Origin of the sequence: Achromobacter sp. PD1 (genome assembly GCF_048541815.1) — a bacterium.
In the GTDB taxonomy this organism is placed as follows: Bacteria; Pseudomonadota; Gammaproteobacteria; order Burkholderiales; family Burkholderiaceae_B; genus Achromobacter; species Achromobacter bronchisepticus_A.
On the sequence record NZ_CP183349.1, the window covers coordinates 5,998,540 to 6,024,472 of the forward strand.

Annotated in this window: 21 protein-coding genes; 15 read left to right on the forward strand and 6 right to left on the reverse strand. The window is 66.0% G+C overall.

Going from position 1 to position 25,933, the window contains the following annotated elements; translation table 11 throughout:
* Window positions 1-22: 22 nt before the first annotated feature.
* A complete protein-coding gene (locus tag ACM1PE_RS28240; protein WP_118933472.1) occupies window positions 23-916 on the reverse strand; it encodes a DMT family transporter in 894 nt (297 codons plus the stop codon).
* A gap of 155 nt (window positions 917-1,071) precedes the next feature.
* On the opposite strand from ACM1PE_RS28240, the gene ACM1PE_RS28245 reads away from it, so the two are divergent.
* The 8 genes from ACM1PE_RS28245 (at window position 1,072) to ACM1PE_RS28280 (ending at window position 11,834) form a co-directional block, all read left to right on the forward strand.
* Entirely contained in the window at window positions 1,072-1,962 is an 891-nt protein-coding gene (locus ACM1PE_RS28245) for a helix-turn-helix domain-containing protein (protein ID WP_419341718.1), read from the forward strand.
* Between the two features lie 89 nt (window positions 1,963-2,051).
* Window positions 2,052-3,494 carry a DUF2868 domain-containing protein gene (locus tag ACM1PE_RS28250; RefSeq protein ID WP_419343863.1) on the forward strand — a complete coding sequence of 481 codons (1,443 nt, stop codon included), beginning with the start codon at window positions 2,052-2,054 and terminating at the stop codon, window positions 3,492-3,494.
* Window positions 3,487-4,875 carry a GTPase/DUF3482 domain-containing protein gene (locus ACM1PE_RS28255; protein ID WP_059376731.1) on the forward strand — a complete coding sequence of 463 codons (1,389 nt, stop codon included), beginning with the start codon at window positions 3,487-3,489 and terminating at the stop codon, window positions 4,873-4,875. Before ACM1PE_RS28250 ends, ACM1PE_RS28255 begins: the two co-directional genes overlap by 8 nt.
* Window positions 4,876-5,231: 356 nt before the next feature.
* A complete protein-coding gene (locus ACM1PE_RS28260) occupies window positions 5,232-6,839 on the forward strand; it encodes an ABC transporter substrate-binding protein (RefSeq protein ID WP_059376729.1) in 1,608 nt (535 codons plus the stop codon).
* A 117-nt stretch (window positions 6,840-6,956) separates the two neighbouring features.
* On the forward strand, window positions 6,957-7,928 hold the full coding sequence (locus tag ACM1PE_RS28265) for an ABC transporter permease (RefSeq protein WP_059376727.1): 972 nt from the start codon (window positions 6,957-6,959) through the stop codon (window positions 7,926-7,928).
* A 10-nt stretch (window positions 7,929-7,938) separates the two neighbouring features.
* Window positions 7,939-8,865, forward strand: coding sequence for an ABC transporter permease (locus ACM1PE_RS28270; protein ID WP_059376724.1), 927 nt, complete (start codon window positions 7,939-7,941; stop codon window positions 8,863-8,865).
* A gap of 7 nt (window positions 8,866-8,872) precedes the next feature.
* Complete coding sequence (locus ACM1PE_RS28275) at window positions 8,873-10,600, forward strand: ABC transporter ATP-binding protein (RefSeq protein WP_059376722.1); 1,728 nt, start codon at window positions 8,873-8,875, stop codon at window positions 10,598-10,600.
* A 25-nt stretch (window positions 10,601-10,625) separates the two neighbouring features.
* Window positions 10,626-11,834, forward strand: a complete 1,209-nt coding sequence (locus ACM1PE_RS28280) for a metal-dependent hydrolase family protein (protein ID WP_059376720.1) — start codon at window positions 10,626-10,628, stop codon at window positions 11,832-11,834.
* Between the two features lie 90 nt (window positions 11,835-11,924).
* Here ACM1PE_RS28280 and ACM1PE_RS28285 read toward each other — a convergent pair whose 3' ends face one another.
* Complete coding sequence (locus ACM1PE_RS28285) at window positions 11,925-13,397, reverse strand: YdgA family protein (RefSeq protein ID WP_280014482.1); 1,473 nt, start codon at window positions 13,395-13,397, stop codon at window positions 11,925-11,927.
* 304 nt (window positions 13,398-13,701) lie between these two features.
* Here ACM1PE_RS28285 and ACM1PE_RS28290 point away from each other — a divergent pair, with 304 nt between their 5' ends.
* The 4 genes from ACM1PE_RS28290 to ACM1PE_RS28305 all read left to right on the forward strand — a co-directional run bounded on the left by ACM1PE_RS28290 (window position 13,702) and on the right by ACM1PE_RS28305 (window position 18,319).
* Complete coding sequence (locus ACM1PE_RS28290; RefSeq protein ID WP_419341723.1) at window positions 13,702-15,228, forward strand: DEAD/DEAH box helicase; 1,527 nt, start codon at window positions 13,702-13,704, stop codon at window positions 15,226-15,228.
* 32 nt (window positions 15,229-15,260) lie between these two features.
* A complete protein-coding gene (locus ACM1PE_RS28295; protein ID WP_059376713.1) occupies window positions 15,261-15,890 on the forward strand; it encodes a LysE family translocator in 630 nt (209 codons plus the stop codon).
* 110 nt (window positions 15,891-16,000) lie between these two features.
* Window positions 16,001-17,608, forward strand: a complete 1,608-nt coding sequence (locus ACM1PE_RS28300; RefSeq protein WP_054455568.1) for a peptide chain release factor 3 — start codon at window positions 16,001-16,003, stop codon at window positions 17,606-17,608.
* A 24-nt stretch (window positions 17,609-17,632) separates the two neighbouring features.
* On the forward strand, window positions 17,633-18,319 hold the full coding sequence (locus ACM1PE_RS28305; RefSeq protein WP_187524009.1) for a hypothetical protein: 687 nt from the start codon (window positions 17,633-17,635) through the stop codon (window positions 18,317-18,319).
* An 81-nt stretch (window positions 18,320-18,400) separates the two neighbouring features.
* Here the strand turns inward: ACM1PE_RS28305 and bfr are convergent, their stop codons facing one another.
* Together bfr and ACM1PE_RS28315 are read right to left on the reverse strand one after the other, a co-directional pair.
* Window positions 18,401-18,877, reverse strand: a complete 477-nt coding sequence (gene bfr, locus ACM1PE_RS28310) for a bacterioferritin (protein ID WP_013390908.1) — start codon at window positions 18,875-18,877, stop codon at window positions 18,401-18,403.
* Between the two features lie 366 nt (window positions 18,878-19,243).
* Window positions 19,244-20,158, reverse strand: a complete 915-nt coding sequence (locus ACM1PE_RS28315; RefSeq protein ID WP_059376710.1) for a DMT family transporter — start codon at window positions 20,156-20,158, stop codon at window positions 19,244-19,246.
* Window positions 20,159-20,286: 128 nt separating this feature from the next.
* On the opposite strand from ACM1PE_RS28315, the gene ACM1PE_RS28320 reads away from it, so the two are divergent.
* On the forward strand, window positions 20,287-21,144 hold the full coding sequence (locus ACM1PE_RS28320) for a LysR substrate-binding domain-containing protein (RefSeq protein ID WP_059376701.1): 858 nt from the start codon (window positions 20,287-20,289) through the stop codon (window positions 21,142-21,144).
* A gap of 30 nt (window positions 21,145-21,174) precedes the next feature.
* Here the strand turns inward: ACM1PE_RS28320 and ACM1PE_RS28325 are convergent, their stop codons facing one another.
* On the reverse strand, window positions 21,175-21,456 hold the full coding sequence (locus ACM1PE_RS28325) for a (2Fe-2S)-binding protein (RefSeq protein ID WP_054455575.1): 282 nt from the start codon (window positions 21,454-21,456) through the stop codon (window positions 21,175-21,177).
* Between the two features lie 133 nt (window positions 21,457-21,589).
* Window positions 21,590-23,035, reverse strand: a complete 1,446-nt coding sequence (gene rpoN, locus ACM1PE_RS28330) for an RNA polymerase factor sigma-54 (RefSeq protein WP_118934761.1) — start codon at window positions 23,033-23,035, stop codon at window positions 21,590-21,592.
* On the opposite strand from rpoN, the gene ACM1PE_RS28335 reads away from it, so the two are divergent.
* Together ACM1PE_RS28335 and leuA are read left to right on the forward strand one after the other, a co-directional pair.
* Complete coding sequence (locus ACM1PE_RS28335; protein WP_118934763.1) at window positions 23,034-23,651, forward strand: hypothetical protein; 618 nt, start codon at window positions 23,034-23,036, stop codon at window positions 23,649-23,651. The genes rpoN and ACM1PE_RS28335 overlap by 2 nt on opposite strands.
* Before the next feature lie 519 nt (window positions 23,652-24,170).
* A complete protein-coding gene (leuA, locus tag ACM1PE_RS28340; protein ID WP_054455581.1) occupies window positions 24,171-25,883 on the forward strand; it encodes a 2-isopropylmalate synthase in 1,713 nt (570 codons plus the stop codon).
* Window positions 25,884-25,933 lie beyond the last annotated feature (50 nt).

The window sequence follows — 25,933 nt, forward strand, 5'->3', positions numbered from 1 at the left end:
CTTGCCCGGCCCTGGGCCAAGCTCAAGCCGCCGCGCCCCGCGCGAACGGCGTCCACTTGGTGAAGACCAGCAGGTTGCCCAGCATCACCAGCGCCAGGCCCAGCAGGGCCGGCGCCGTCCATTGATACCCTTCGGCAAAGGTGGACACGCTCAGGGCCACAACCGGGAACAGCACCGTGCAATAGGCGGCCCGCGCCGGGCCCATGCGGCCCACCAGCGTCAGATAGGCGGTGAAGCCGATCACGGAGCCCGGAATCGCCAGATAGAGCAGGGCGCCGACGTAGGAAGGCGAGGTATCGAAGTCGAATGGCAGACCCGCCGCCAGGCACCCCGCCAGCAGGATGGCTGCGCCATAAAGCATGCTGTAGGCATTGCCGGTCAAGGGCCGGATGCCGGCGCGCTGCTGCAGCGACGACAGCATGTTGCCCGTCGAAAAGCAGAACGTGCCCAACAGGGCAAAGCCCAGGCCCAGCAAGGTTTCATGGCTGGCCTCCTGCCCCGCCAATTCGGGCCAGAACAACAGCACCAGGCCGGAAAAGCCCAGCGCGCCGGCCACCATCACGCGCGGCGCGACGCGGGTGCCGAACCACAGGCGGGCATTCAGCGCGTTCCACAGCGTCGCCGCCGAAAACACCACCGACACCAGGCCGCTGGGAATCCACTGGGTCGCCGTGTAGAAGCACAGGAAGTTCAGGCAGAACAGGCACAGCCCCTGGCCCACGCAAAGCCAGTGGCCGCGCCGGTCCATTTTCTGCAGCTTGCGGGTCAGGGCCAGGGCCGCGAACAGCACCAGGCCCGCCAGCGCAAACCGGTAGAAGATGGAGACGGGAATGGCCACCACGCCCAGCTGCAGCTTGATGGCGATCCAGGTGGTGCCCCAGATGACGACAGTGAGGAAATACAGGAAGAGGTTCACGATGCGATGCTGAAACAGGGACGCGGAAGGGCGGTCCGCAAGACCGTCGGGAAACCAAGTTTGCGCCTCCCCGGCCCGCAAGAATTGCCGGTTCTTGCGGTTTTCTTTCGCGCGCGCACGCGTCGCGCGCGGGATCGCAGTAGCATTCCACCCATATGGCTACCGTCGCCTCGGCCCCGGCCGATTTCTCCGTCTTCCGCACCCTGGCGGGTTCCACCGCAACGCTGGGGCGCGCCGCCGCGCTGGGCGATGGCATCGCCATTTCGCAATGGTCGCGCAGCGCCCACGAAACCATGGGCTACGACAACCCGGGCCATCACACCCTGTCGCTCTATCTGCGCGGCGGCGACAAGTCGTTCCGCCTGGGCCCGGACCGGCTGCACGGCGGCGCCGGCAAGTTCTGCGTGCTGCCCTCGGAGCACTATTCGCGCTGGTGCATGAACGACAGCGTGCAGTTCCTGCACCTGTACATCGCGCCGGAACGCCTGGCCCGCGAAGCCGTCATGCGGCTGGACTGCGAGCCCCGCACACTGGAACTGCGCGACCGCACCTACATCCACGACGACTCGCTGATCGACGTCTGCCGGCAGCTACTGGAAACCGACTGGAACCAGCAAGCCGACCGGCTGGCCGCCAGCAGCGCCGCCGAAACAGTCCTGCACCATCTGCTGAACCAGGGTGTGGCGCGCAAGCCCGCGGCAACGCTGCGCGGCGGCCTCGCGCCCGTCGTGCGCCGGCGCATCATGGACTACGTGGACGCGCATCTGGCCGAGCCGCTGACGCTGGACGAACTCGCGGGCGTGGCGGCGCTCTCCACCTACCACTTCGCCCGCATGTTCCACACCTCTTTCGGCGAGCCGCCGCACGCCTGGGTGCGGGCGCGGCGGCTGGCGCATGCGCGCAAGCTGCTGGCGGCCGGCAAGGGCGACCTGGCCGGCATCGCCCAGGCCTGCGGCTTCGGCAACGCCAGCCATCTGGCGCGGGTCTTCCGCGACACCGTCGGCGTCACGCCCGGACAGTACCGCAGCGCCCGCGCCAGCCACTGACGCGTGGGGGCTGCGGCCCCGTTTCCCGTCCCGCCCGGTCTACAATGGTCCACCGCCCCCAGGGCCTGACCGTACCGCCGCCCGACGCGATGCCGTCTACGACCTCTCGCGATTCCACCTCCACGCCTGACCCCCTTGGCGCCGGCCCCGTGCGCGCGCACTGGCTGGCGGAGCTGATACGCCTGCGCGAAGCGCATTGGGGGCCCTTGGAAGACGCTGCCGCGGTGCGCCGCGTGCGGCAGCAGGACGCCGATCTGCCCACGCGCATCCTCGCCCGCGCCGCGTTGCTGGCGCAGCGCGAGAATCTCATCCCCCTGGTCGACAAATGGCGCCGTAGCGCGCTCGCCATGTTGGCCGCGTTGTTCCTGCTGGCCGCGATTTCCGGCGCCGGCGCCGCGCTGGGCGCGCTGGGCGACGGCTCCCGGCCGGTCAACGTGCTGTGGGCGCTGGCCGCCTTGCTGGGCCTGCATGCGCTCACCTTCCTGCTGTGGCTGGCCAGCTTCCTGCTGCGGGCGTCCTCCGTCACGGGACTGGGACGTCTCTGGCTCTGGGCCACGCGCAAGCTGGCCCGCGGCCCCGACAGCGCGCTGGTACCCCAGGCTTTCCTCAACCTGCTGGCCCGCGCGGGCGCCTTGCGCTGGCTCTTCGGCAGCGTCAGCCACCTGCTGTGGCTGACGGCTCTGTGCGCAGCGCTGGCGGTGCTGCTGGCCGTGTTGTCCACCGCCAGCTACCGCTTCATCTGGGCCACCACCTTGCTGGCGCCCGACACCTTCGTGAGCCTGACGCAGGCGATCGGCTGGCTGCCAGCCCAGCTGGGCTTTCCCATGCCGGATGCGGCCATGATCCGCGCCAGCGATGGCGCACAGGTCTTGCCCGCCGAGGCGCAGGCGCAGTGGTCGCTCTGGCTGATCGGCGTGCTGGTGGTCTACGGCATCCTGCCCCGCCTGCTGGCCGGCGTCCTGTGCGTGGCGGGATCGCTACGCAGCTTGCGCCGCCTGCGCATCGATCCCTCACTGCCCGGCTTCTCCGCCCTGCGCGACCGCCTGGAGCCGCCCGCCCTGTCCACCGGCATAGACCGCCCCGTCGATCCCCTGCACGAGCCGCGCGTCGGCGCGCCGCCGCTCGCGGGCCTGGGCGGCCAGCCCGTGCTGCTGGGACTGGAGCTGCCGCCGGACCTGGCCTGGCCGCCCGCCGACATGCCCGCGGGCGTCCAGCAGGCCGGCAACCTGGATACCCGCGAAGAGCGCAACCGCGTGCTGGACGCGCTCGCCGGCCAGGCCGCCACGCGCATGCTGATCGCCTGCGATGCGCGCCAGACGCCGGACCGAGGCACGCTGTCGCTGATCGCCGAACTGGCCGCGCACGCGGAGCAGACGCGCGTATGGCTGGTCACGCCGCGCGCGGACGCCGAAGCTCCCGCCACCCGCGCCTCTCTATGGCGCGAACGCCTGCTGGCGCTGGGCCTGCCCGCCGACGCCGTGCTGCAAGCGCCCCTGGCCCCGCTTGCGTGGCTGGAGTCCGGCCATGGCTGAGGATCTCATCAAGATCGCGCTGGTCGGCCATACCAACACCGGCAAGACCTCGCTGCTGCGCACGCTGACGCGCGACACCACCTTCGGCGAAGTCGCCGACAGCCCCGGCACCACGCGCCACGTCGAAGGCGCGCGCCTGCGGCTGGAAGGGCGGGCCGTATTGGAATGGTTCGACACGCCGGGCATGGAAGACAGCATCTCGCTGTTGGAATACCTGGAAACGCTCGACGGCCCGCAAGAACGCCTGGACGGGCCGGCGCGCATCCGCCGCTTCCTCGACACGCCCGAGGCGCATGGCCGCTACGAGCAGGAAGCCCGCGTACTGGCCAAGATGCTGGACTGCGACGCCGCGCTGTACGTCATCGACGCGCGCGATCCGGTGCTGGGCAAGCACCGCGACGAACTCGCCATCCTGGCCGCTTGCGGCCGTCCTCTGCTGCCGGTACTGAACTTCGTCAACGCGCCCGCGCATCGCGCCGACGAATGGCGCGCCGCCATGGCCCGGCTGGGCCTGCACGCGGTCGTGGAATTCGACACCGTCGCGCCGCCGCTGGATGGCGAACAGCAGCTCTACGCCAAGCTCGGCGTGCTGCTGGACCGCCACGCTGCGGCACTGGCCCGGCTGTCCGCCAACCTGGCCGAGCAACGCCGCGCGCGCCGCGGCGCCGCCTACGAACTGCTGGCCGACCTGCTGATCGACGTAGCGGCCTTGCACGTCTCCAGCGCCAGCGACGAGGCAGCGCTCGCGGCCGCCTCGGGCAAGCTGCGCGATCAGGTGCGCCAGCGCGAGCAGACCTGCGTCAACGCCCTGCTGGCGCTCTACAACTTCCGCGCGGCCGACTTCACCGATGATGCGCTGCCCTTGCAAGGCGAGCGCTGGGGCATGGACCTGTTCCATCCCCAGGCCTTGAAGGACATGGGCGTGCAGGTGGGCATGGGCGCCGCCGCGGGCGCCATGGCCGGCGCGGCGGTGGATCTGTTCAGCGCGGGCTTGAGCCTGGGCACCGGCATGCTGATCGGCGCCGCCGCCGGCGGCCTGTGGCAAGGCGTCGAAAAGCTGGGCAAGCGCGTGGCGGGCAAGCTGCGCGGCTGGCGCGAGATCAGCGTCGACGACGCGGTGCTGCGTCTTTTGGCCCTGCGGCAGCGGCAACTGATCGAAGCGCTGGAGCGCCGCGGCCATGCCGCGCGCGAGCCATTGAGACTAGACCATCCGGAGGACGAAGCCTGGCGCAAAGGGCCCTTGCCCGAAGCGCTGAAAGAGGCCCGCAGCCGACCCGAATGGTCGGCCCTGGGCGAGCACTACGAAGACAGCGACCGCCGCAAGCGCGTGGTGCGCGAATTGGCGAAAACCCTTGCCGACGCGCCGCCGCCCGGCGCCTGAGCACGACGCCGCCAGCCTTGCCGCACGCACCATTCCACGCCGCCGGCAAGCAAGTACTAACCCCAATCCAAACCGATTGACGCTTAAACGAATGCGTCTATAAGATTCGTCCTACATCGATGCGGGTCCGTCCCCGTCATGATAATCACAAGGGGTTGGGTCTATCGTGAAGTCGAAGTCCTACGCAGTGATACCCGGCAGCGCCATCACCGGCGCGCACGCAGCTCGCGCTGCGTCCCGCCAGACCCCAATCCGTTTTTCGTCGTAAGCAGCAACGCCATGCCCCGGATCCCCATGGGGCCGGGGCCCTGTCACTTCTGTCGCGCTATCCGCGCACCACACGGAGCATGAGGGCTATGCGTACTTTTCCCCACCTGAAGCAAGCTGCGCTCGCCGCTGCCATCGCCGCATCGCTGGCATTCAGCGCCGGCGCGGCCGCCAAGACCTTTCACTGGTCCTACCAAGGCGATGCGACGTCCATGGATCCGATGGCCCTGAACGAAACGTTCACGCTGGGCTTCCAGGGCAACATCTACGAAACGCTTGCCGGCTACGACGGCAATCTGAAACTGACTCCGCTGCTGGCGGAAAGCTGGGAAAACCCCGAACCCACGAAGTGGGTGTTCAAGCTGCGCAAGGGCGTGAAATTCCATGACGGTTCACCGTTCACGGCGGACGACGTCATCTTCTCCTGGAAGCGCAGCCTGACCCCGGGTTCCGACATGAAGGGCTACGGCGCCAAGGCCTCCGACATCAAGAAGGTGGATGACTACACCATCGAAGTCACCACGCCCACGCCCAACCCGATCCTGCCGCGCGAATGGGTGTTCCTGTACATCATGAGCAAGTCGTGGTCGGAAAAGAACAAGACCACCGAAGCCACCAACGTCAAGGGCGACAACCAGGGCAACTACGCCAACCTCAACGCCAACGGCACCGGCCCCTTCATGCTGGCCTCGCGCCAGCCCGACGTGAAGACCGTGCTCAAGCGCTACGACGGCTACTGGAACAAGAACATCAAGACCAACGTCGACGAGGTCATCTTCCAGCCCATCACGCAGGAAGCGACGCGCGTGGCCGCGCTGATCTCCGGCGAAATGGACCTGGTGCAGCCGGTGCCCGTGCAGGACTGGAAACGGCTCGAAGACGCCAAGGGCGTCAAGCCGCTGACCGCGCCCGAAGCGCGCGCCATCTTCATCGGCATGGACCAGGACCGCGACGAGCTGCTGTTCTCGGACGTGAAGGGCAAGAACCCCTTCAAGGATCCGAAGGTACGCGAAGCCGTGGTGCTGGCCGTGGACACCAAGGCCATCAACGAGAAGATCATGCGCGGCGCGGCCAAGCCGCTGGGCTCGCTCATCGCCACCGCCATCAACGGCTATGACGATTCCTTCGGCGCGCCGTACAAGCCGGATCCCGAACGCGCCAAGAAGCTGCTGGCCGAGGCCGGCTATCCCAAGGGCTTCACGGTCACCATGGACTGCCCGAACGACCGCTACGTCAACGACGAAAAGGTCTGCCAGGCCGTCGCCGGCATGCTGGCGCGCGTGGGCATCAAGATCAACCTGCTGGCGCAGACCAAGTCGAAGTACTTCGGCAAGATCCTGCTGCAGGCCGGCAACCAGACCAGCATGTACATGCTGGGCTGGACGCCCAGCTCCACCGACGCGCACAACACGCTGCTGAACCTGACCTCGTGCCGCAATGCCAAGACCGCGGCGGGCCAGTTCAACCTGGGCGGCTACTGCAACAAGAAGGTCGACGAACTCACCGACAAGATCGGCGTCGAAACCGACCAGGCCAAGCGCAACGCCATGATCAAGGAAGCCTTCGAGATCGTGCGCAACGACTATGGCTACCTGCCGCTGCACCAGCAGCCCATGTCCTGGGGCGTGAAGGACAACATCAAGGTCATTCAGCGCGCCGACGACGTGCTCGACCTGCGCGACGTCGTCCTGCCGTAAACCGGCGACGCGAACCCCGGGCGGCGCATGCCGCCCGGGCGCGCCCGGCCCAGCCCCGGCTCCCACTATCCGAGGGAAACGCGGCCCGGCGTCATCTGAATCCGAGGGCTCCCGATAATGCTTTCCTTTATTGCGCAACGGCTTATCCAGTCGGTGCTGGTGATGTTGACGGTGGCGCTGATCGCGTTCGCCATGTTCCGCTATGTGGGCGACCCGATAGCCAGCATGGTGGGCCAGGACACCACCCCTGAACAACGCGCGGAACTGCGCGAACAGCTGGGCCTGGACGATCCCTTCGTGGTGCAGTACGCGCACTTCGTGGCCAACGCCGTGCGCGGCGACTTCGGCATGTCGTACCGCCATCGCCGACCCGTCAGCGAACTGCTCGAAGAGCGCATGCCGGCCACGCTGGAACTGTCCTTCGTATCTGCCGTAATGGCGCTGGCCCTGGGCATACCCATGGGCATCTACACCGCGCTCAAGCGCCACGGCGTGCTGTCCAAGGCCTTCATGGCGATCTCGCTGGCCGGCATCTCGCTGCCCACCTTCCTCATCGGCATCCTGCTCATCCTGTTCTTCGGCGTGCAGCTGCGATGGCTGCCCAGCTTCGGGCGCGGCGACGTGGTCAGCCTGGGATGGTGGACCACCGGTTTTCTGACCAAATCAGGCTGGCTGGCGCTGATCATGCCGGCCATCACGCTGGCGCTGTTCCAGATGACCCTGATCATGCGGCTGGTGCGCGCCGAGATGCTGGAAGTGCTGCGCGCCGACTTCATCAAGTTCGCGCGCGCCCGCGGCCTGCCGGAACGGCTGATCAATTTCCGCCATGCGCTGAAGAACACCATGGTGCCCGTCATCACCATCACGGGCCTGCAGCTCGGCTCCATCATCGCCTTCGCCATCATCACGGAAACCGTGTTCCAGTGGCCGGGCATGGGCCTGCTGTTCATCCAGGCCATCAGCATGGTGGACATCCCCGTCATGGCGGCCTATCTGGTGCTGATCGCCTTCATGTTCGTGGTCATCAACCTGGTCGTGGACCTGCTGTACTTCGCCGTGGACCCGCGTCTGCGCGTGCAGAGCAAGTAAAGGACTCATCATGATTGCTCGCATCGCTCCCTTCTTCGCCCGCGCCGCCGACAGCGATCTCTGGCACAGCTTCAAGCGTTCGCCCGGCGCCATCATCGCCGCGATCGTCACGCTGGCCATCCTGCTGGGCGCGCTGTTCGCCCCCGTGGTCGCGCCGCACAACCCCTTTGACCTGGCGTCCCTGAGCATCATGGACGCCAATACGCCGCCGGCCTGGGAAGAGGGCGGCAGTCCCGATTTCCTGCTGGGCACCGACGACCAGGGCCGCGACATCCTGTCGGCGGTGCTGTATGGCTCGCGCGTGTCGCTGCTGGTGGGCTTCGCCTCGGTGCTGTTCTCGATGGTGCTGGGCGTGACGCTGGGCCTTATCAGCGGCTACGCCGGCGGCCGCATCGACAGCTTCATCATGCGCATCGCCGACGTGCAGCTCTCGTTTCCCGCCATCCTGGTGGCGCTGCTGATCGACGGCGTGGCGCGCGGCCTCCTGCCGCGCGACATGCACGACCAGCTCGCGCTCTACGTGCTGATCTTCGCCATCGGCATCTCCGGCTGGGTGCAATACGCGCGCACCGTGCGCGGCTCCACGCTGGTGGAACGCAACAAGGAATACGTGCAGGCGGCGCGCCTCATCGGCATCGGCCCCTTCACCATCCTGCGCCGCCACATCCTGCCCAACGTGATGGGACCGGTGCTGGTCATCGCCACCATCCACCTGGCCATCGCCATCATCACCGAAGCCACGCTGTCCTTCCTGGGCGTGGGCGTGCCACCCACGGCGCCTTCGCTGGGTACATTGATCCGCATCGGCAACAGCTACCTGTTCTCGGGCATGTGGTGGATCTCCATCTTCCCCGGCATCGCGCTGGTGGCGCTGGTGCTGTCGGTCAACCTGCTGGGCGACTGGCTGCGCGACGCGCTCAACCCCAAGCTGCGCTGAGGACGCCATGGCCCTGTTGAACATCGAAGATATCCGCATCGAATTCCCCAGCCGCCGCGGCACGCTGGTAGCCGTGGACGGCGTCTCGCTCTCCTTGGAAAAAGGCGAGATCCTGGGCGTGGTGGGTGAATCCGGCGCCGGCAAGTCCACCATCGGCAACGCCGTGATCGGCCTGCTGGAGGCTCCTGGCCGCCTGGCGGGCGGCTCCGTGCTGCTGAACGGCGAACGCATCGACACGCTGACCCCGGCGCAACAGCGCAAAGTGCGCGGCCGCCGCATCGGCATGATTTTCCAGGATCCGCTGACCTCGCTGGACCCGCTGCAGACGGTGGAAAGCCAGCTGGTCGAGACCATGCAGGTGCACCTGAACCTGTCCCACGCCGAAGCGCAGAAGCGCGCGGTGCAGTTGTTGGCGCAGGTCGGCATCGACAAGCCGGAACTGCGCGTCAAGCAATACCCGCACCAGTTCTCCGGCGGCATGCGGCAACGCGTGGTGATCGCGCTGGCGCTGTGCTGCGAGCCCGAAGTCATCATCGCCGACGAACCCACCACCGCGCTCGACGTGTCGATCCAGGCGCAGATCCTGGAACTGCTCAAGAAGCTGTGCCGTGAAGAGCAGGTGGGCATGATCATCATCACGCACGACATGGGCGTGATCGCGGACGTGACGGACCGCGTGGCGGTGCTGTACCACGGCAAGCTGGTGGAACAAGGCCCCACATCCAAGATCCTGGGCGACCCCGACCATCCCTACACGCGCAGCCTGATCTCGGCCGTGCCGCGTCCCGACATCAAGCTGCGGCGCTTCCCGCTGGTAACTTACATCGAGGACGTAAAGAAGCCGGCGCAACCGCTGGACCTGGCCACGCACTGGCTGGGCCAGCGCCGCGACTTCGGCGCGCGCACCGGCGGACCGCTGGTGCAGGTCAACGACCTGAGCATGCGTTTCGTATTGAAGAACGCCCTGCTCAAGCGCAACCAGCGCACGCTGGACGCCGTCAAACGCGTCAATTTCTCCATCGGCGAGGGCGAGGTCTTCGGCCTGGTGGGCGAGTCCGGTTCCGGCAAGTCCACGGTGGCGCGGCTGATCTCCGGCCTCTACACGCCGAGCGAAGGTTCGGTCAATTTCGGCGGCACGGACCTGACCGCGCTCAAGGGCGAGAAACAGCTGAACCCATTCCGGCGGCAGATCCAGATGATCTTCCAGGATCCGTTCTCTTCGCTCAATCCGCGCATGCGGGTACTGGACATCGTGGCCGAGCCGATCCGCTTCCACAAGCTGGCGGCCAGCGAAGCGGAAACGCGCCGCATCGTGGCCGACCTGCTGGACGTGGTGGGCCTGGCCGATCGCGCCGCCGAGCGCTTTCCGCACGAGTTCTCGGGCGGCCAACGTCAGCGCATCTGCATCGCGCGCGCGTTGGCCACGCGACCGCGTTTCCTGATCTGCGACGAACCGACCTCGGCATTGGACGTGTCCATCCAGGCGCAGATCCTGAACCTGCTGAAGGACCTGCAGGAAGAACTCGGGCTGACCATGCTGTTCATCAGCCACGACCTGCCGGTGATCCGCCAGATGTGCGACCGCGTGGGCGTGATGCGCTATGGCGAACTGCTGGAAGTGGCCAACACCGAAGACCTCTTCGAACGTCCGCAGCATCCCTACAGCCAACACCTGCTTGGCCTCATGCCCCGCCTGCAATCCATGTCCCGCGAAGGGCTGGACGTGGCGGGGTAGCGTCAGGCGCAACCCGGAGCGAGACATGACGGCGACACGACAGACCCTGTTCATAGGCGGCCAGGTTTTCGACGGCAAGGGCACGCTGCTGCCCAACCACGGCGTGCTGGTCGACGGCCGGCACGTGGCGCGCGTGGCGCCGGCCGGCGAGTTTTCCGGCTATGCCGGCGCGACCGTGCGCACGGACGGCATGACGCTGATGCCCAGCCTGGCCGACTGTCACGTCCATCTGGTCTACACCGGCGGCGCGGATCCCAATGCGCAACTGAGCAAGCAAGGCCCCGCGCAGATCACGCTGACGGCGCTGGAGAACGCCCAGGCCAGCCTGCGCGGCGGCGTCACCGCGCTGCGCGATTGCGGCGGCAAGGACTACCTGGAATTCGGCGTGCGCGACGCCATCGCGCGCGGCGTGTTCCCCGGCCCCACGATCAGGGCTTCGGGCCGCATCATCTGCATGACGGGCGGCCACGGCAACCGCATCGGCCGCGTGGCCGACGGCTGTGAGGACGTGATCAAGGCGGTGCGCGAACAGGTCCACGCAGGCTGCGACCTGGTGAAGATCATGGCCACGGGCGGTGTCATGACGCCGGGCGTCAGCCCCATGGACGCGCACTACAGCTTCGACGAAATGAAGGCCGGCGTGCATGAGGCCAAGCGCTTTCGCAAGAGCACCGCCAGCCATGCGCAGGGCACGCTGGGCATCCTGAATGCGGTGCGCGCCGGCATCGATTCCATCGAGCACGGCATCTTCATGGACGACGAATGCCTGCGCGAGATGCTGGACGCCCAGACCTATCTGGTGCCCACCATCGCCGCGGTGCGCAACATCATCGCCAACGCCGACAACGGCATCCCCGCCTACGCGGTCGAGAAGGCGCGCGCGGTGGAGCAGCGCCACCGCGAGTCGTTCCAGATGTACTACAAGGCAGGCGGGCGCATCGCGCTGGGCACCGACGCCGGCACCCCGTTCAACCTGCACGGCGAGAACGCCATGGAACTCGCCTACATGGTCGAGTTCGGCATGACGCCCGTGGACGCCCTGATCGCCGGCACCTCGCGCGGACATGACCTGATGGGCATGGACCAGCACGGCGCCATCGCCGAGGGCAACGTGGCCGATCTGCTGCTGGTGCAGGGCGATCCCACCGAGGACATCATGAAGGCGGCCGACAAGCGCTTCCACGTCGCGGTGCTGCGCAACGGCGAAGTGGCTGCCGGCGCCTTGCCGCGCTGAAACGCAACAGCCTCGGCCCGCAATAAAAAAAGGCCGCCGCGCCCAGGGCGCGGCGGCCTTTGTACAGCTCGATGCGAGAGACTGGCCGGCTTAGCGGGCGCCGCCCATCGCGCCGCTCATGACCATCATCAGGAACTGTTCGACCGGCATCTTCTTGCCGTTGAAGTCGACCTGGCCGTCAGCGTAGTTCAGGTAGGTCACGATGTTGTTGTTTTCGACCTTGGCCATGCCCATGGCGGTGGCCATGGTGCCAACCATTTCAGCCTGGCCCTTGGCGGTCTGCTGAGCCTGCTCGGCCGGCACGCCGCGCACCTGGGGTTCGATGGCCATCAGGTCGCTCAGGTTGCCCTTGGACAGCACCAGCTTGGCGTTGAGCTTGCGGATCACCTGCTTCAGCGTGTCGGCGAACTCACCGTCCAGCGAGGCCGGCTTGGCCATGTCCAGGTCCAGGTTGAAGGTCGACGTACCGTTGGCCGTGCGCACTTCCAGCGGCGACACCGCCAGCGTCGGGTTGCCGGCCAGCAGCAGTTCGACGTTGGTCTTGATGACCTGCTTTTCTTCGTCCGTGAACTGGGGCGACTGCTCTTCGCCCTTGCTCTGCATCATGCGGCGCGAAGCGGCTTCATAGACGTCGTTCAACGCCTTGAAGGCCTTCGAATCCAGCTTCTGCGCGTCCAGCACCAGCTTCAGGCCGGCCATGTCCTTTTCTTGCACGTTGATCATGCCGAAATCCATGGCCATCTTCACGCCCATGAGCGAGTTGGCTTCGGTCATGTCGACGGTGATCGCGGTGTCCTTGAGCTGGACCGGCGGCTTTTCCTTGGACGTGATGGTCCAGTTCTTGAGCGCGACCTTCTGGCTGCCGACATACATGTCGTTCGACGCCGGCGTCATGTCGCTGGTCAAGGTCAGGCCGGTCATGGCCATGCTGACGATGTCGCTTTCTTCGGATTCGCCCGCCAGCGTCAGGCTGTCGGCCTTCAGCGCGACCGTGCCGTGCTTGCTGCCGGTGGCGTAGGTCACGTCACCCTTCATGCCCGAGAACTTCAGGCTGTTGGCGTCCTTGGCGAACTCGACCGGAGCCATGTCGAAGTTGCCGCTGATGTTCTTGGCGTAGCTGACGCTATAGGCGCCGGACAGCGGCACCGCGCCCTTGGCGGCGGCGAACCATTCCTTGACCAGGGGCGTTTCTTCCAGCTGGAAGCGGCTGGCCACCATGGCGGGCGCGAAGGAACCCGACTTCAGGTTGGACAGCGGGAAAGGTCCATGGTCCAGGTGCTCGACGAACAGCAGCTCGTGCTCCGTGACCGGCTGGCCCTCGGCGGGCGCCTCGGTGAACTTGATGCGGTAGCGCTCGGTGGACGAGAACACGCCACGGTCGAAGGACACCAGCTCAACCACGGGGGTCACGCCCCACTTTTCGCCGACCTTCTTCAGTTCAAGGTTGGCCTGCTCGATCGATTGCTTGACGAAAGCCTCGGCCTTCTGGCCCGTATACCAAGCCGTGCCGGTCCATACTGCGCCCAGCGCGACGACTACGCCCACAATTGCCGATTTTTTCATTGCGATCCTTTATTCTTCAAATGGATGAAAGCGGACGGATTATAGGGATTGCAGCCTAGGGAAAACACTTATTTCGTGCAAAGGCGCAGCAATGTGTTGCTTATTGATACAGAACTGGCCCGCCCGGGCGGTGCTGCAACGCCACATCAGCTACAATCCGTCGGTGCGTTTTGCCAATCTGCGCACGTCCGCTAGGCCCTTCGCTGCCGAGCTTCGCCCATCAGGGCGCTTCCCTTTTCTCCTTTATTCGTCCGCCTGGATTGGAGTCTCTCAACTTGAGCGACGGGCTGCCGCTGGAGTTGTTTTGACTACCTCTTCCCCTTTTGCCGACCTCGGGCTGGCTGATTCCCTGTTGCGCGCCATTGCCGAAACCGGCTACACCGCGCCCACCCCTATTCAGGCCCAGGCCATTCCCCAGGTCCTCAAGGGTGGCGACCTGCTCGCCGCCGCACAGACGGGCACCGGCAAGACCGCCGGCTTCACGCTGCCCATCCTGCACCTGCTGATGCAGAAAAAACCCGAGCTGCGCAAGCCCGGCCGTCCGCGTTGCCTGATTCTGACCCCGACGCGTGAGTTGACCGCGCAGGTCGAGGAATCGGTGCAGACCTATGGCAAGTACACCCCGCTGTCCTCCATGGTGATGTTCGGCGGCGTCAATATCAACCCCCAGATCTCCGCGCTGAGAAAGCCGCTGGACATCCTGGTCGCCACCCCCGGCCGCCTGCTGGACCACTGCGGCCAGAAGACCGTGGACCTGTCCGGCGTCGAGATCCTGGTGCTGGACGAAGCCGACCGCATGCTGGACATGGGCTTCATCCGCGACATCCGCAAGGTCCTCGCGCTGCTGCCCAAGCAGCGTCAGAACCTGCTGTTCTCGGCCACCTTCTCCGACGAGATCCGCACCCTGGCGCGCGGCGTGCTGAACAATCCGGGCGAAGTCTCCGTCACCCCGCGCAACACCGCCACCGAGCTGGTCACCCAGACGGTGCACATGGTGGAACAGCACCACAAGCGCGACCTCATCAGCCACATCATCCGCGAAAGCGGCTGGCACCAGGTGCTGGTGTTCACCCGCACCAAGCACGGCGCCAACCGCCTGGCCGAAAAGCTGGTCAAGGACGGCCTGACCGCCGCCGCCATCCACGGCAACAAAAGCCAATCGGCCCGCACCCGCGCCCTGGCCGGCTTCAAGGACAGCACCGTGACGGTGCTGGTCGCGACCGACATCGCCGCCCGCGGCCTGGACATCGACCAACTGCCCCAGGTGGTGAACTTCGAACTGCCCAACGTCCCTGAAGACTACGTGCACCGCATTGGCCGCACCGGCCGCGCCGGCGCCACCGGTGCCGCGGTCTCGCTGGTCGACAACAGCGAAATCAAGCTGTTGAAGGACATCGAGCGCCTGATCAAGAAGACCATCGAGCGCAAGCCCGTGGAAGGCTGGACGCCGCCGACCACGACCGCCGCGGCTTTCGACCGCCAGGAACGCGACGAAGACAACCGCAGCCCGCGCGGCGGCGGCGGCCGCAATGGCGGCCGTAGCGGCAACGGCAATGGCAACGGCGGCCGCTCGCGGCCGGCCCAAGGCCAGGGCCAGTCCCGCGCCGCGGCTGGCGGCCGCGCCCCCGCCCCGGCCCGTGCCGGCGGCGAAGGCCGCGCCAACCATGGCTCGCGCGACGGCAAGCCCGCCGACCGTCCGGCCCACGCTGGCCGCAACGAAGGCCGTCCGCAGCAGAACCACCGCCGTCCGGAAGGCTCCGGCCGCGCCGCAGGCAATGGCGGCTCCGGGCGCCCCGCGGGCGCGCCGCGCGCCGCGCTGCTGAGCAAGTAATATCACCGCAACCGCCCCCACGGACCCGCGCCATGCCCTTATCTACCTGGTTGACGTTCTTCCTGGCCTCCTGGGCCATTTCGTTCTCGCCTGGCGCGGGCGCGATCTCGGCGATGTCCTCCGGCCTGAAATACGGCTTTGCGCGCGGCTACTGGAACACGGCCGGCCTGATCATGGGCATCCTGTTCCAGTTCGTGGTGGTGGCCGTGGGCCTGGGCGCGGTGCTGGCCACGTCCGAGATGGCCTTCAACGTGGTCAAGTACCTGGGCGTGGCCTACCTGATCTACCTGGGCGTGCGCCAGATCCGCACGGATGCGGCGCCTGTCACGGTGGATTCCGGCGACCCCAAGCGCGCCACGATCCGTGAACTGGTGCTGCGCGGTTTCCTGATCAACACCATGAACCCCAAGGGCACGGTGTTCCTGCTGGCCGTGGTGCCGCAGTTCGTGGACACCGCGCTGCCGCTGACGCAGCAATACGCGGCCATCGCCGCCACGCTGGCGTTCACCGACCTGGTGGCCATGGGCGTCTACACGCTGCTGGCGGCGCGCGTGCTGCGCCTGCTGCGCAGCGCCAAGCATATCCGCTGGATGAACCGGACCTTCGGCTCGCTCTTCATCCTGGCCGGCGTGTTCCTGGCTTCGTTCCGCCGCCATTCCTGAACCTCATGCGCGGGGCATGCGCCGGCGACGGTGCATGCCCCGCGCGTTTTCATGCCCGATACCGGACCGCGCCGGGCCCAAAAGCGGCGCCAAGTAAAATCCTTCCGATCATGAATATCCCTCACGAAGTAGCGCGGCGCCGTACGTTCGCCATCATTTCCCACCCCGACGCGGGCAAGACGACACTGACCGAAAAGCTGTTGCTGTTCGCAGGCGCGATCCAGATCGCCGGCAGCGTCAAGGCGCGCAAGGCTTCGCGCCATGCCTCGTCCGACTGGATGGAAATCGAAAAGCAGCGCGGCATTTCCGTGGCGTCCTCGGTGATGCAGATGGAATACCGCGATTGCGTCATCAACCTGCTCGACACCCCGGGCCACGCGGACTTCTCCGAAGACACGTACCGGGTGCTGACGGCGGTGGACGCCGCGCTCATGGTGATCGACGCCGCCAACGGCGTGGAACCGCAAACCATCCGCCTCTTGCAGGTCTGCCGCGCGCGCAACACGCCCATCATCACGTTCATCAACAAGATGGACCGCGAAGTGCGCGAACCTTTGGAACTGCTGTCCGAGATCGAAGGCCACCTGGGCATGGACGCGGTGCCGTTCTCCTGGCCGGTCGGCATGGGCAAGGCTTTCGGCGGCGTGTTCGACATCCGCCAGGACCGCATGCGCGTGTTCCGTCCTGGCCAGGAGCGCCGCTCGGACAAGGACGACTTCATCGAAGGCCTGAGCAATCCCGAAATCGCCCGGCGCTTCGGCTCGGCGTTCGAGCAGGCCAGCGGCGAGATCGAACTCATCAACGAAGCCGCGCCCGCCTTCGACCGCGAGCAGTTCCTGGCCGGCAAGCAGACGCCCGTGTTCTTCGGCTCCGCCATCAACAACTTCGGCGTGCAGGAAGTGCTGGACGCGCTGGTCGAACAGGCACCGCCCCCGGGCCCGCGCGAGTCCATGCAGCGCCTGGTGCAGCCCGTGGAACCCAAGTTCACCGGCGTGGTGTTCAAGGTGCAGGCCAACATGGATCCCGCCCACCGCGACCGCGTCGCGTTCGTGCGCGTGAGCTCCGGCCGCTTCGAGCGCGGCATGCGCCTGAAGGTCGCGCGCACCAACAAGGAAATGCGCCCCAACAACGTGGTGTCCTTCCTGTCGCAGCGGCGTGAGCTGCTGGACGAGGCCTATGCCGGCGACGTGATCGGCATTCCCAACCACGGCGTGCTGCAACTGGGCGACGTGCTGACCGAAGGCGAGACGCTGCAGTTCACCGGTCTGCCGTTCTTCGCCCCCGAGCTGTTCCAGGCCGTGGAAGTGAAGGACCCGCTGCGCACCAAACAGTTGCGTACCGGCCTCACCCAATTGGGCGAGGAAGGGGCCATCCAGGTGTTCCGTCCCGAGGCCGCCGGCGGCTCGCTGCTGCTGGGCGCAGTCGGACAACTGCAGTTCGAAGTGGTCGCGCACCGCCTGAAGACCGAGTACGGCGTGGACGCGCGGATGCTGCCTTCCCGCTACACAATGGCACGTTGGATTACGTCTGAAAACCCCAAGGCGCTGCGCAAGTTCATGGATGCCAATGCCGCCCATATCGCCTATGATGTTGTGGATGCGGCGGCGTTTTTGATCGGTTCTCCCGCGCAGTTGCGCGTGGCCGAGGAACTGTATCCCGATGTGAAATTCCATGCCATGCGGGAGCACGGCGGCAAGGTTTTCGGAGACAAAGCGTAGACCCGTTGGGGTCCCGCACGGCAGATGAGGGTAGCAATGTCTTGGCGTTTCTTATTCGCAACGCTCCTGATCGCGCTTGGCGCGTCGGCCTGGGGCGGTATTCAACTGGGTGATTGGCTGGTGGCGCATGCGCCGGTGGCCGCGCCCGCTCCTGGCCAGGATGCCGCGGCATCCCAGCAGCCCGTGCTGGATGCCAACGGCCGTCCTTACGTGGCCCAGCCTCCGCAGCCGCGCATCGACGGCACCTTGGGCGTGCCCGACAAGCCGTCCGACCGCGAGTGGCAGGTCAACACCGTTTCCCTGTTCGACAGCGTCAGCGATCCCGCGGTGAAGATCTCGCGCGAACGCATCAGTCCGGATCAGGCCCGCGAAATCGCGGCGGCTTCGCAAGTGCCGCTGCCCTCGGGCGCGTCTGACGTCAGCACACTGGATCTGCAGGCTCCCGGCACGTCCACCGCCATCAATGGCGGTCAGGTCCAGGCCGGCGGCTACGGCACGCCGCAAATGGTCCAGGCGCCCCCGCCGCCCCCGAACACCGCTCAGGCGCCCGGCGCCCTGGGCTGGCAGGACGCGCTCAAGCGCGAACTCGCGCATTGCGCCACGCAAGGCTTCTTCGAGCGCCCTTCGTGCTCCTGGGCCGCGCGCAACAAGTACTGCGGGCCCAACCGCGCCTGGGGCACCATGGCCGAGTGCCCGGCTCGCCCGAATTGACGTATCGGCGCGCGGCATGCGCCGCGTGGCACCGACAAAAAAAATGGAGCCCCACGGGGCTCCATTTTTATGACCGGAACATTACTCCGGCACGGACATCTGGCTTTGCAGATAGTTCTGGATGCCGACCTTGTCGATCAGGTCGATCTGCGTTTCCAGATAGTCGATGTGCTCTTCGGTGTCGTCCAGGATGTCCTGGAACAGATCGCGCGAGACATAGTCGCGGACCGATTCGCAATGCGCGATCGCTTCCTTCACGGTCGCCTGCGCGCCTTGCTCCAGCTTCAGGTCACAGGCCAACAATTCCGGCACGTCCTCGCCGATCAGCAGCTTGTGCAGGTCCTGCAGGTTGGGCAGGCCGTCCAGCATGAAGATGCGCGCGATCAAGCGATCCGCATGCTTCATTTCGCCGATGGACTCTTCGTACTCGTGCTTGCCCAGCTTGTCGAAGCCCCAATGGTTCAGCATGCGGGCATGCAGGAAATACTGGTTGATGGCCGTCAGTTCGTTGGTCAGTTGCTTGTTCAGGAACTGGATGACGGTTTTGTCGCCTTTCATGATGGACTCCTTGCAGTCAGGCGCGACGCAGATGCATCGCGACAAAGGAGCGCACGATGCCGCGCGTACGCAACCCCGGCAGACTACCATCTGGCGCGGGGCCGCGCCTAGCCTTGCGCTGTATTTGGTAAACCGCTTTAGGACCGCTACAAGAAAGCGACAAGCTAATGAGAATGAGTATGCGTGCCTGATGCCTTGCATACGCGCATCAATGCCTGCGCGGCCTGACGCTGCGCGATGCGGCGGAATCCTTCGTCCGATCGGCGCAACCGCATGCGCCGATATGCCATCTGCCTGCACGAAACGCGCCAGCTTGCGGCCGGCGGCGTTTCGTTGCGGATCGGCAACCCCGGCTGCGGCGGCGCGTTACTCGGCGCGCCGCGTCGCCAACCAGATGCCCAACGCGATCGGAACGATGCCCATCAAATCCAGCCACGACACGTGCTCACCCAGCACCAGCCACCCGAACAGCAGGCCCAGCGGCGGCATCAGGAAATGCAGCGCGCTCGCCGCCGTGGCGCTGGCGCGGCCCAGGATCATGAACCACAGGTAGTAGCCGCCCATCGACACCGCGACGATCATGTAGGCCATGCTCCAGAACAGGCTGGCGGTCATGCGCGCGTCGCCGATGTTCTCGTGCATCAACGCGAAGGGCAGCAAGGCTGCGGCGCCGGCCAGGGACTGTATGCCCGTGGACGTCCACAGGCCCGAGGATGGCTTCAAACGCTTGTAGAGCAGCGTACCCGCCACCAACGCCACCAGGCCGCCCGTGACCAGCAGCGTGCCATGCAGGTCCTCCTGCATGCCCGACAAGCGCGAACGCAGCACCAAGGCCACGCCCGCCAATCCCAGGCACAGGCCCAGCAGCTTGCGCCAACCCAGCCGCTCGCCCAGCACCGGACCGGCCAGCACGCCGATAAGCAGCGGGTTGGTGCTGATCAGCACCGCAGTGAACGCCGACGACACCGTCGTCATGCCCGACCAGCTCAGGCCCAGGTACAGCGCGTTGTTCAGCGCCCCCAACAGGATCAGCGCAGCCAGGTCACGCGCGCCCGGCATCTTCCAACGGCCGCTCGCTGCCGCCAGGCCCAGCATCAACGCTCCCGCGATCAGGAAGCGGATGGTCAGCAAGGTCAGCGGCGGACAGTCCCGCACGGCGATCTTGGCCGCGGCGAACGCCGAGCTCCACAGAAAGCAAAACGCTGCGATGGGCGCCCAACTGATGCCCGGCGAGGCTTGAGCGGGAAGGGCGGCGGCAGAAAGGGTCGAGGTGGCCTTCATGATGAGTCCGGGGGGTGGCGCTGAGCCGCGGTGGCGGCGGATGGACGAATTCTGCGCGGCCGCCCATCCATTGACAAACTCTTTATTCGGATCGAAAGTATTTAAAAAATGAATGCATGGAGCGGCCGATGCCAGACCTCGATCTTTTGCACAGTTTCGTGTCCGTCGTGGATGCCGGCGGCTTCACGGCGGCGGGCGAACGCGTGCACCGCAGCCAATCCACCGTCAGCCAGCAGATCCGCAAGCTGGAGGAATCCTTGGAATGCGCACTGTTCGTGCGCGAAGGCCGCCAGGTCTCGCTGACCGAGGACGGCGAACGGCTTCTGGGTTACGCGCGGCGGATGCTGGCCCTGTCCACGGAGGTCCGGGAAGCCGTCAGCGGACGCAAGCGCGTGGACGTGATCCGGCTGGGTATCCCGGACGACTTCGCGGCCGACACGCTGACCATCCTGGTATCGGAATTTGCGCGGTCCCGTCCGGGCGTGCGGCTATCGGTCCGCTGCGACCTGACCTCGGCGCTCACCCGCGCACTGGAACGCGGCGACCTGGACGTGGCGCTGCTCAAGCGCGAGCCCGGCGCGGGCGCCGCGTTGGCCGCCTGGCCCGAACAATTGCATTGGATCGGCGCCCCGGGGCTGGACGTCCCGGCAACCGAGCCGGTACCGCTGGTCGCGTTTCCGCAGGGCTGCATCTACCGCAACCGCGCCATCCATGCCCTGGAAGCTGCGGGCCGGCACTGGCGCATCGCCTACGAAAGCCCGAACCTGATGGGCTTGCAAGCGGCATTGACTGGGGGGTTGGGGGTGGCGCTGCTGGAGCGGCGCTGCCTCTTGCCGGACCATCGGATCATCGATGCGGGCCTGCCTGCGGTGCCCTCGACCGAACTGGCGCTATGCCTGGCCGACACGGTGCGCGAGCCTGCGCGTCAGCTGGCAATGGCTATCCGGGAATTCTGCGAGAAAGAAGCGACACGGCCCGCTGCGTGACGGCAGCGAGCCGGAAAGAAACGACTATCCTCAGGCGATCGCGACCAGGGGAATCGGGAAGCTGCTGTTGGCAGCAGGCGCGCCCGACTCAACCAAGGCGGCCGGAGGATTGACCGGAACGGCAATGGAACGCACGTCGCACACGCTGGAGCAGCGGCCGCCTGGCAGGTATTCGGTGGCGGTAGCCGCGCAGCAGCCGCAGCACGTAGCCACGCCCAGCTCGAATTGCAGGTCGGAAAGCGTCGTCGCGCCCGCGTCCACGCTGGCGCGGACTTGGCGTTCGGTGATGGCATTACATACGCAAATGTACATGAGAATAATTATCGAAAATTATTCTGCTACTGACAAGCCCCGCGTGCAAATAAATTTGCAACCAAAGTGTCACGCAAGTCTTTGAAATTAGGGACGAATTTTCCCAACCCCGTCCCTCATTTCAAGAACTCGCTCAGCGGGCTGCCGCCTGCGCCTTGCGCAACGCCGCCGGGGCGATCCGCAGCGCTTCCCGGTACTTTGCCACCGTCCTTCGGGCGATGACTATCCCCTGATCAGCCAGCTTTTGCATGATCTGGCTGTCGGACAAAGGCTTGGCCCGGTTCTCTTCGGCCACCATCTGGCGGATGAAGGTCTGCACCGCCGTGGCCGAGGTGGCATCCCCGCCATCCGTCGAAACCCCCGTACCAAAGAAGCGCTTGAGCTCCAGCGTGCCAAACGGAGTGAGCATGTACTTTTGTGTTGTGGCCCGTGAAATGGTGGATTCGTGCAAACCGAGCTCACCGGCGATGTCCTTCAGGATGAGAGGCCGCATGGCGGCCGGCCCCTGGCTGAAGAAGGCCGTCTGGTGCTGCACGATGGCTTGGGCCACGCGCAGGATGGTGTCGAAGCGCTGCTCCACGTTGCGGATCATCCAACGGGCCTGCTGCAGCTGCGATTGCAGCCCCGCATGCGCGGATTCCTTCTGGTTGCCCAGCATCTGGGCGTACAGCCCGTTGATCTGCAGCTTGGGCACGGCGGCGCTGTTGAGGGTGACCTGCCAGCCGCCGCGCGTCTTGCGCACGATGACGTCCGGCACCGCGTAGTCGGCCGCGGGCACGGTCCAGGCACGCCCGGGGCGGGGCTCCAGGCGCAGGATGAGGGCATGGGCCGAGCGGAACGTGGCCTCATCGCAGCCCACGGCCGCGCACAGGCGCGCGGCATTGCCCGTCGCCAGCAGCGCGAGGTGCTGCGCGCAGATCTGGCGGGCACAAGCCAGGACCGCGGCGTCCGCCGCTTCGGGCAGCCGATCCAGATCCGGGTTGCGTAGCTGCAACAACAGGCATTCCGCCATGTCGCGCGCGCCTATGCCGGGCGGATCGAACGACTGCAACAGCGACAGGGCCGCCTTCAGCTCGTCGATGTCCGGTTCCAGTTCGGGTGGCAACCAGTCCAGGATTTCCTCCAGCGGCGATCCCAGGTAGCCGTTTTCGTCCAGCTCATCGATCAGGAGGCCGGCCAGCGCAGCGTCGCGCGGCGCGGCGCGCGTCAGCATCAGCTGGCCCAGCAGATGTTCGCGCAGCGTATCCGGCCGGGCGGCCTCGGGGCGGCTGGAATCTTCGTCGGGGTAGACCCCGCCCGAGCCCGGCATTTCGTCCACCGGCGTCTCGCGTTCGGCGGCGGGCTCGTCATCCTGCACCGAGGATTCGCGGTCGGACTCGGCCGGCGCCTCGGCCGACGGCGCTTCGTCCTGCCGCTCCAGCAGCGGGTTCTCCGCCAGCACCTGCGAAATCTCGGCTTCGAGGTCGAGCGTGGACAGCTGCAACAATCGGATCGATTGCTGTAGTTGTGGCGTCAGCGTCAAATGCTGACCTGGTCGCAGTTCTAAAATTGGACGGGTCATAGGTACAATATTTTGCATGATGAATCTGACTTCGCCCGCAAGCGTCCGCCAGGACTGCCGCCTCATAGGCCAGACCCTGCTCAAACTGGCGCTTCCCCGACTCATACTGCGTGCGATCGTCATCGCCGTCGCTGTGGTCATCTGGTATCTGGCCGCCAACTGGATACTGAATTTCGGCCGCACCGTGAACTACGAGTTCCTGCACTCCCTGGGGCAGCCGACCATGGACATGGTGCAGAAGGTCAACCCCTACATCTGGTGGGTGGTGGCCGGCATCTGGACCCTGATCGTGTTCTTCACCATGCGCGCCTGGCTGTCCGCCAGCCTGGCTTCCGGCAGCGCCACGCCGGTCGAAACCAGCGTGCTGGCCGACCTGGCGCCCAACCTGTCCGACGAGACCCTGGGCGTGCTGCGCTGGACCTGGGGCGATCGCCAGGAGCCCTTCACGGTGGGCGATCTGCGCCGCTCCCTGTCTGAAATTCGCCACAATCGCGCCGGCAAGATCGCCATGGTCGCGGAACAGGCCCGCATCCTGGAGTCATCCGACCGCCAGCCTCGCGATCCGCGCGACGAAGTCCGCCGCGAAGCGCGCAGCGAACGCTACGTGGAGCCGCGCATCGGCCCGGCCCGCTAAGCCCGTCCTTCCTTCCCTCCAATGCCATAGCAGGCCGCCGACAGGCGGCCTGTTTTTGTTTCGGCCGTACGCTTGGCCAGCCACATAGCGCGCCCCTCAGCCCCATCCAACCCGTTTGGCTGAATATTCTTCAGCAAAATACGCTGTCACGCGCCCGTACTCCACCCCATCACAAAAGAGTATTCAGTTGCACTTCTGGCGAAAATATGTTCGACTAGCAACTTATGGCCGCTAACCGCACCCCCTTCGCGATTGCCACCGGACGCTACGACGCTCCGGTTGCCGGCCTGCGCGCTCGTTTCTCCTCCTACGCGCTATCGCTATACCTACCGATCGGTTGCCGGGCCTAGTGTCCCCGTGGTAGCTCGGCAACCACGTTTGCCACACGCGATTTCCCCCTTTTATCTCTGAATCCTGCCGGTCAATCACGGCAACTCCTGGCACAAGACCGCAATCCGGTCGCGTAGCCGCCTAGGGAAGCATTCCCGGGATTCAAAAGAAACCGATCGAGGTGTAGTAATGATGCTTGCCAACCCCGCCACCAAATACGTCCCCTTCGCGCCCTTTACCCGCGACTTTTCCGAACGCACCTGGCCCAGCCGCCGCATCACCAAGGCGCCGATCTGGATGAGCACCGACCTGCGTGACGGCAACCAGGCCCTGATCGAGCCGATGAGCGTCGAGCGCAAGCTCCGCTTCTTCGAACAGCTGGTGAAGATCGGCTTCAAGGAAATCGAAGTAGGCTTCCCGTCCGCTTCGCAGACCGACTTCGATTTCGTGCGCAAGCTCATCGACGAGAAGCGCATTCCCGACGACGTCACCATCATCGTGCTGACCCAGTCGCGCGAAGACCTGATCAGCCGCACGGTGGAATCCGCTGCTGGCGCCAAGCAAGCCATCGTCCACCTGTACAACGCCTGCGCCCCGGCGTTCCGCAAGGTCGTGTTCAACATGAGCAAGGACGAGATCAAGAACATCGCCACCACCGGCACGCGCCTGGTGAAGCAGTACATGGCGCAGCACCCGGAAACGCAATGGCGTTACCAGTACTCGCCCGAAGTCTTCAGCACGACCGAACCCGAGTTCGCATTGGAAGTCTCCAACGCCGTGGCCGACGTATGGCAGCCCACGCCCGAGTGCAAGATGGTGCTGAACCTGCCCGCCACCATCGAGGCCACCAGCCCCAATCTGTACGCCGACCAGATCGAATGGATGCACAAGAACCTGGCGCGCCGCGACAGCATCGTGCTCAGCGTGCACCCGCACAATGACCGCGGCACCGCCGTGGCCGCCGCCGAATTCGCCGTGATGGCCGGCGCCGACCGCATCGAAGGCTGCCTCTTCGGCAGCGGCGAGCGCACCGGCAACGTCGACCTCGTCACGCTCGCATTGAACCTCTACACGCAGGGCGTGCATCCGGGCCTGGACTTCTCGGACATCGACGAAGTGCGCCGCTGCGCCGAGTACTGCAACCAGTTGCCGGTCCACCCGCGCCACCCGTACGCGGGCGACCTGGTCTTCACCGCGTTCTCCGGCTCGCACCAGGACGCCATCAAGAAGGGCTTTGCCCAGCAGCAGGCCGACGCCGTCTGGGAAGTGCCTTACTTGCCGATCGACCCGGCCGACCTCGGCCGCAGCTACGACGCCGTCATCCGCGTGAACAGCCAATCGGGCAAGGGCGGCGTGTCCTACCTGCTCGAACAGGAACACGGCCTGGTGTTGCCGCGCCGCCTGCAGATCGAATTCAGCCGCGCCATCCAGCGCGTCACCGACGAGACCGGCCGCGAAGTCACGGCCGACGATGTGCACACGATCTTCAACCGCGAGTACCTCGAGCAGAAGTCGCCGTGGAAGCTGGTGCGCCACCGCATCGACGGCAATCCATCGGCCGGCGAAGGCCAGCATTTCAGCATCGAAGCCGAATTGGAATACAACGGCGAACGCCGCATCGTGACGGGCAAGGGCGACGGCGCCATCTCGGCCTTCGTGGCCGCGCTGGACGTGCCCGTTCGCATCATGGACTACCACGAGCACGCCATCGGCACCGGCACCGACACGCGCGCCGCTTCGTATGTCGAACTGCGCGTCGGCGAATCCAGCACGGGCTTCGGCGTGGGTATCGACCGCGACATCGTGACGGCTTCGTTCCAGGCCGTGCTGAGCGCCGTCAACCGCCACATCAATGCCGGCGCCGTGACCGCAACCGAGCAAGAAACCGCCGAAACCGCGTGATCCGCAATCCGGCGTAAAAAAAGCCAGCCTTATCGGGCTGGCTTTTTCTT

What these genes read in the sequence shown, in the direction of transcription:
- ACM1PE_RS28245 (WP_419341718.1), top strand. Translation starts at nt 1,072, where the DNA reads ATGGCTACCGTCGCCTCGGCCCCGGCCGATTTCTCCGTCTTCCGCACC.
- ACM1PE_RS28250 (WP_419343863.1), top strand. Translation starts at nt 2,052, where the DNA reads ATGCCGTCTACGACCTCTCGCGATTCCACCTCCACGCCTGACCCCCTT.
- ACM1PE_RS28255 (WP_059376731.1), top strand. Translation starts at nt 3,487, where the DNA reads ATGGCTGAGGATCTCATCAAGATCGCGCTGGTCGGCCATACCAACACC.
- ACM1PE_RS28260 (WP_059376729.1), top strand. Translation starts at nt 5,232, where the DNA reads ATGCGTACTTTTCCCCACCTGAAGCAAGCTGCGCTCGCCGCTGCCATC.
- ACM1PE_RS28265 (WP_059376727.1), top strand. Translation starts at nt 6,957, where the DNA reads ATGCTTTCCTTTATTGCGCAACGGCTTATCCAGTCGGTGCTGGTGATG.
- ACM1PE_RS28270 (WP_059376724.1), top strand. Translation starts at nt 7,939, where the DNA reads ATGATTGCTCGCATCGCTCCCTTCTTCGCCCGCGCCGCCGACAGCGAT.
- ACM1PE_RS28275 (WP_059376722.1), top strand. Translation starts at nt 8,873, where the DNA reads ATGGCCCTGTTGAACATCGAAGATATCCGCATCGAATTCCCCAGCCGC.
- ACM1PE_RS28280 (WP_059376720.1), top strand. Translation starts at nt 10,626, where the DNA reads ATGACGGCGACACGACAGACCCTGTTCATAGGCGGCCAGGTTTTCGAC.
- ACM1PE_RS28285 (WP_280014482.1), bottom strand. Translation starts at nt 13,397, where the DNA reads ATGAAAAAATCGGCAATTGTGGGCGTAGTCGTCGCGCTGGGCGCAGTA.
- ACM1PE_RS28295 (WP_059376713.1), top strand. Translation starts at nt 15,261, where the DNA reads ATGCCCTTATCTACCTGGTTGACGTTCTTCCTGGCCTCCTGGGCCATT.
- ACM1PE_RS28300 (WP_054455568.1), top strand. Translation starts at nt 16,001, where the DNA reads ATGAATATCCCTCACGAAGTAGCGCGGCGCCGTACGTTCGCCATCATT.
- ACM1PE_RS28305 (WP_187524009.1), top strand. Translation starts at nt 17,633, where the DNA reads ATGAGGGTAGCAATGTCTTGGCGTTTCTTATTCGCAACGCTCCTGATC.
- bfr (WP_013390908.1), bottom strand. Translation starts at nt 18,877, where the DNA reads ATGAAAGGCGACAAAACCGTCATCCAGTTCCTGAACAAGCAACTGACC.
- ACM1PE_RS28315 (WP_059376710.1), bottom strand. Translation starts at nt 20,158, where the DNA reads ATGAAGGCCACCTCGACCCTTTCTGCCGCCGCCCTTCCCGCTCAAGCC.
- ACM1PE_RS28320 (WP_059376701.1), top strand. Translation starts at nt 20,287, where the DNA reads ATGCCAGACCTCGATCTTTTGCACAGTTTCGTGTCCGTCGTGGATGCC.
- ACM1PE_RS28325 (WP_054455575.1), bottom strand. Translation starts at nt 21,456, where the DNA reads ATGTACATTTGCGTATGTAATGCCATCACCGAACGCCAAGTCCGCGCC.
- ACM1PE_RS28335 (WP_118934763.1), top strand. Translation starts at nt 23,034, where the DNA reads ATGATGAATCTGACTTCGCCCGCAAGCGTCCGCCAGGACTGCCGCCTC.
- rpoN (WP_118934761.1), bottom strand. Translation starts at nt 23,035, where the DNA reads ATGCAAAATATTGTACCTATGACCCGTCCAATTTTAGAACTGCGACCA.
- leuA (WP_054455581.1), top strand. Translation starts at nt 24,171, where the DNA reads ATGATGCTTGCCAACCCCGCCACCAAATACGTCCCCTTCGCGCCCTTT.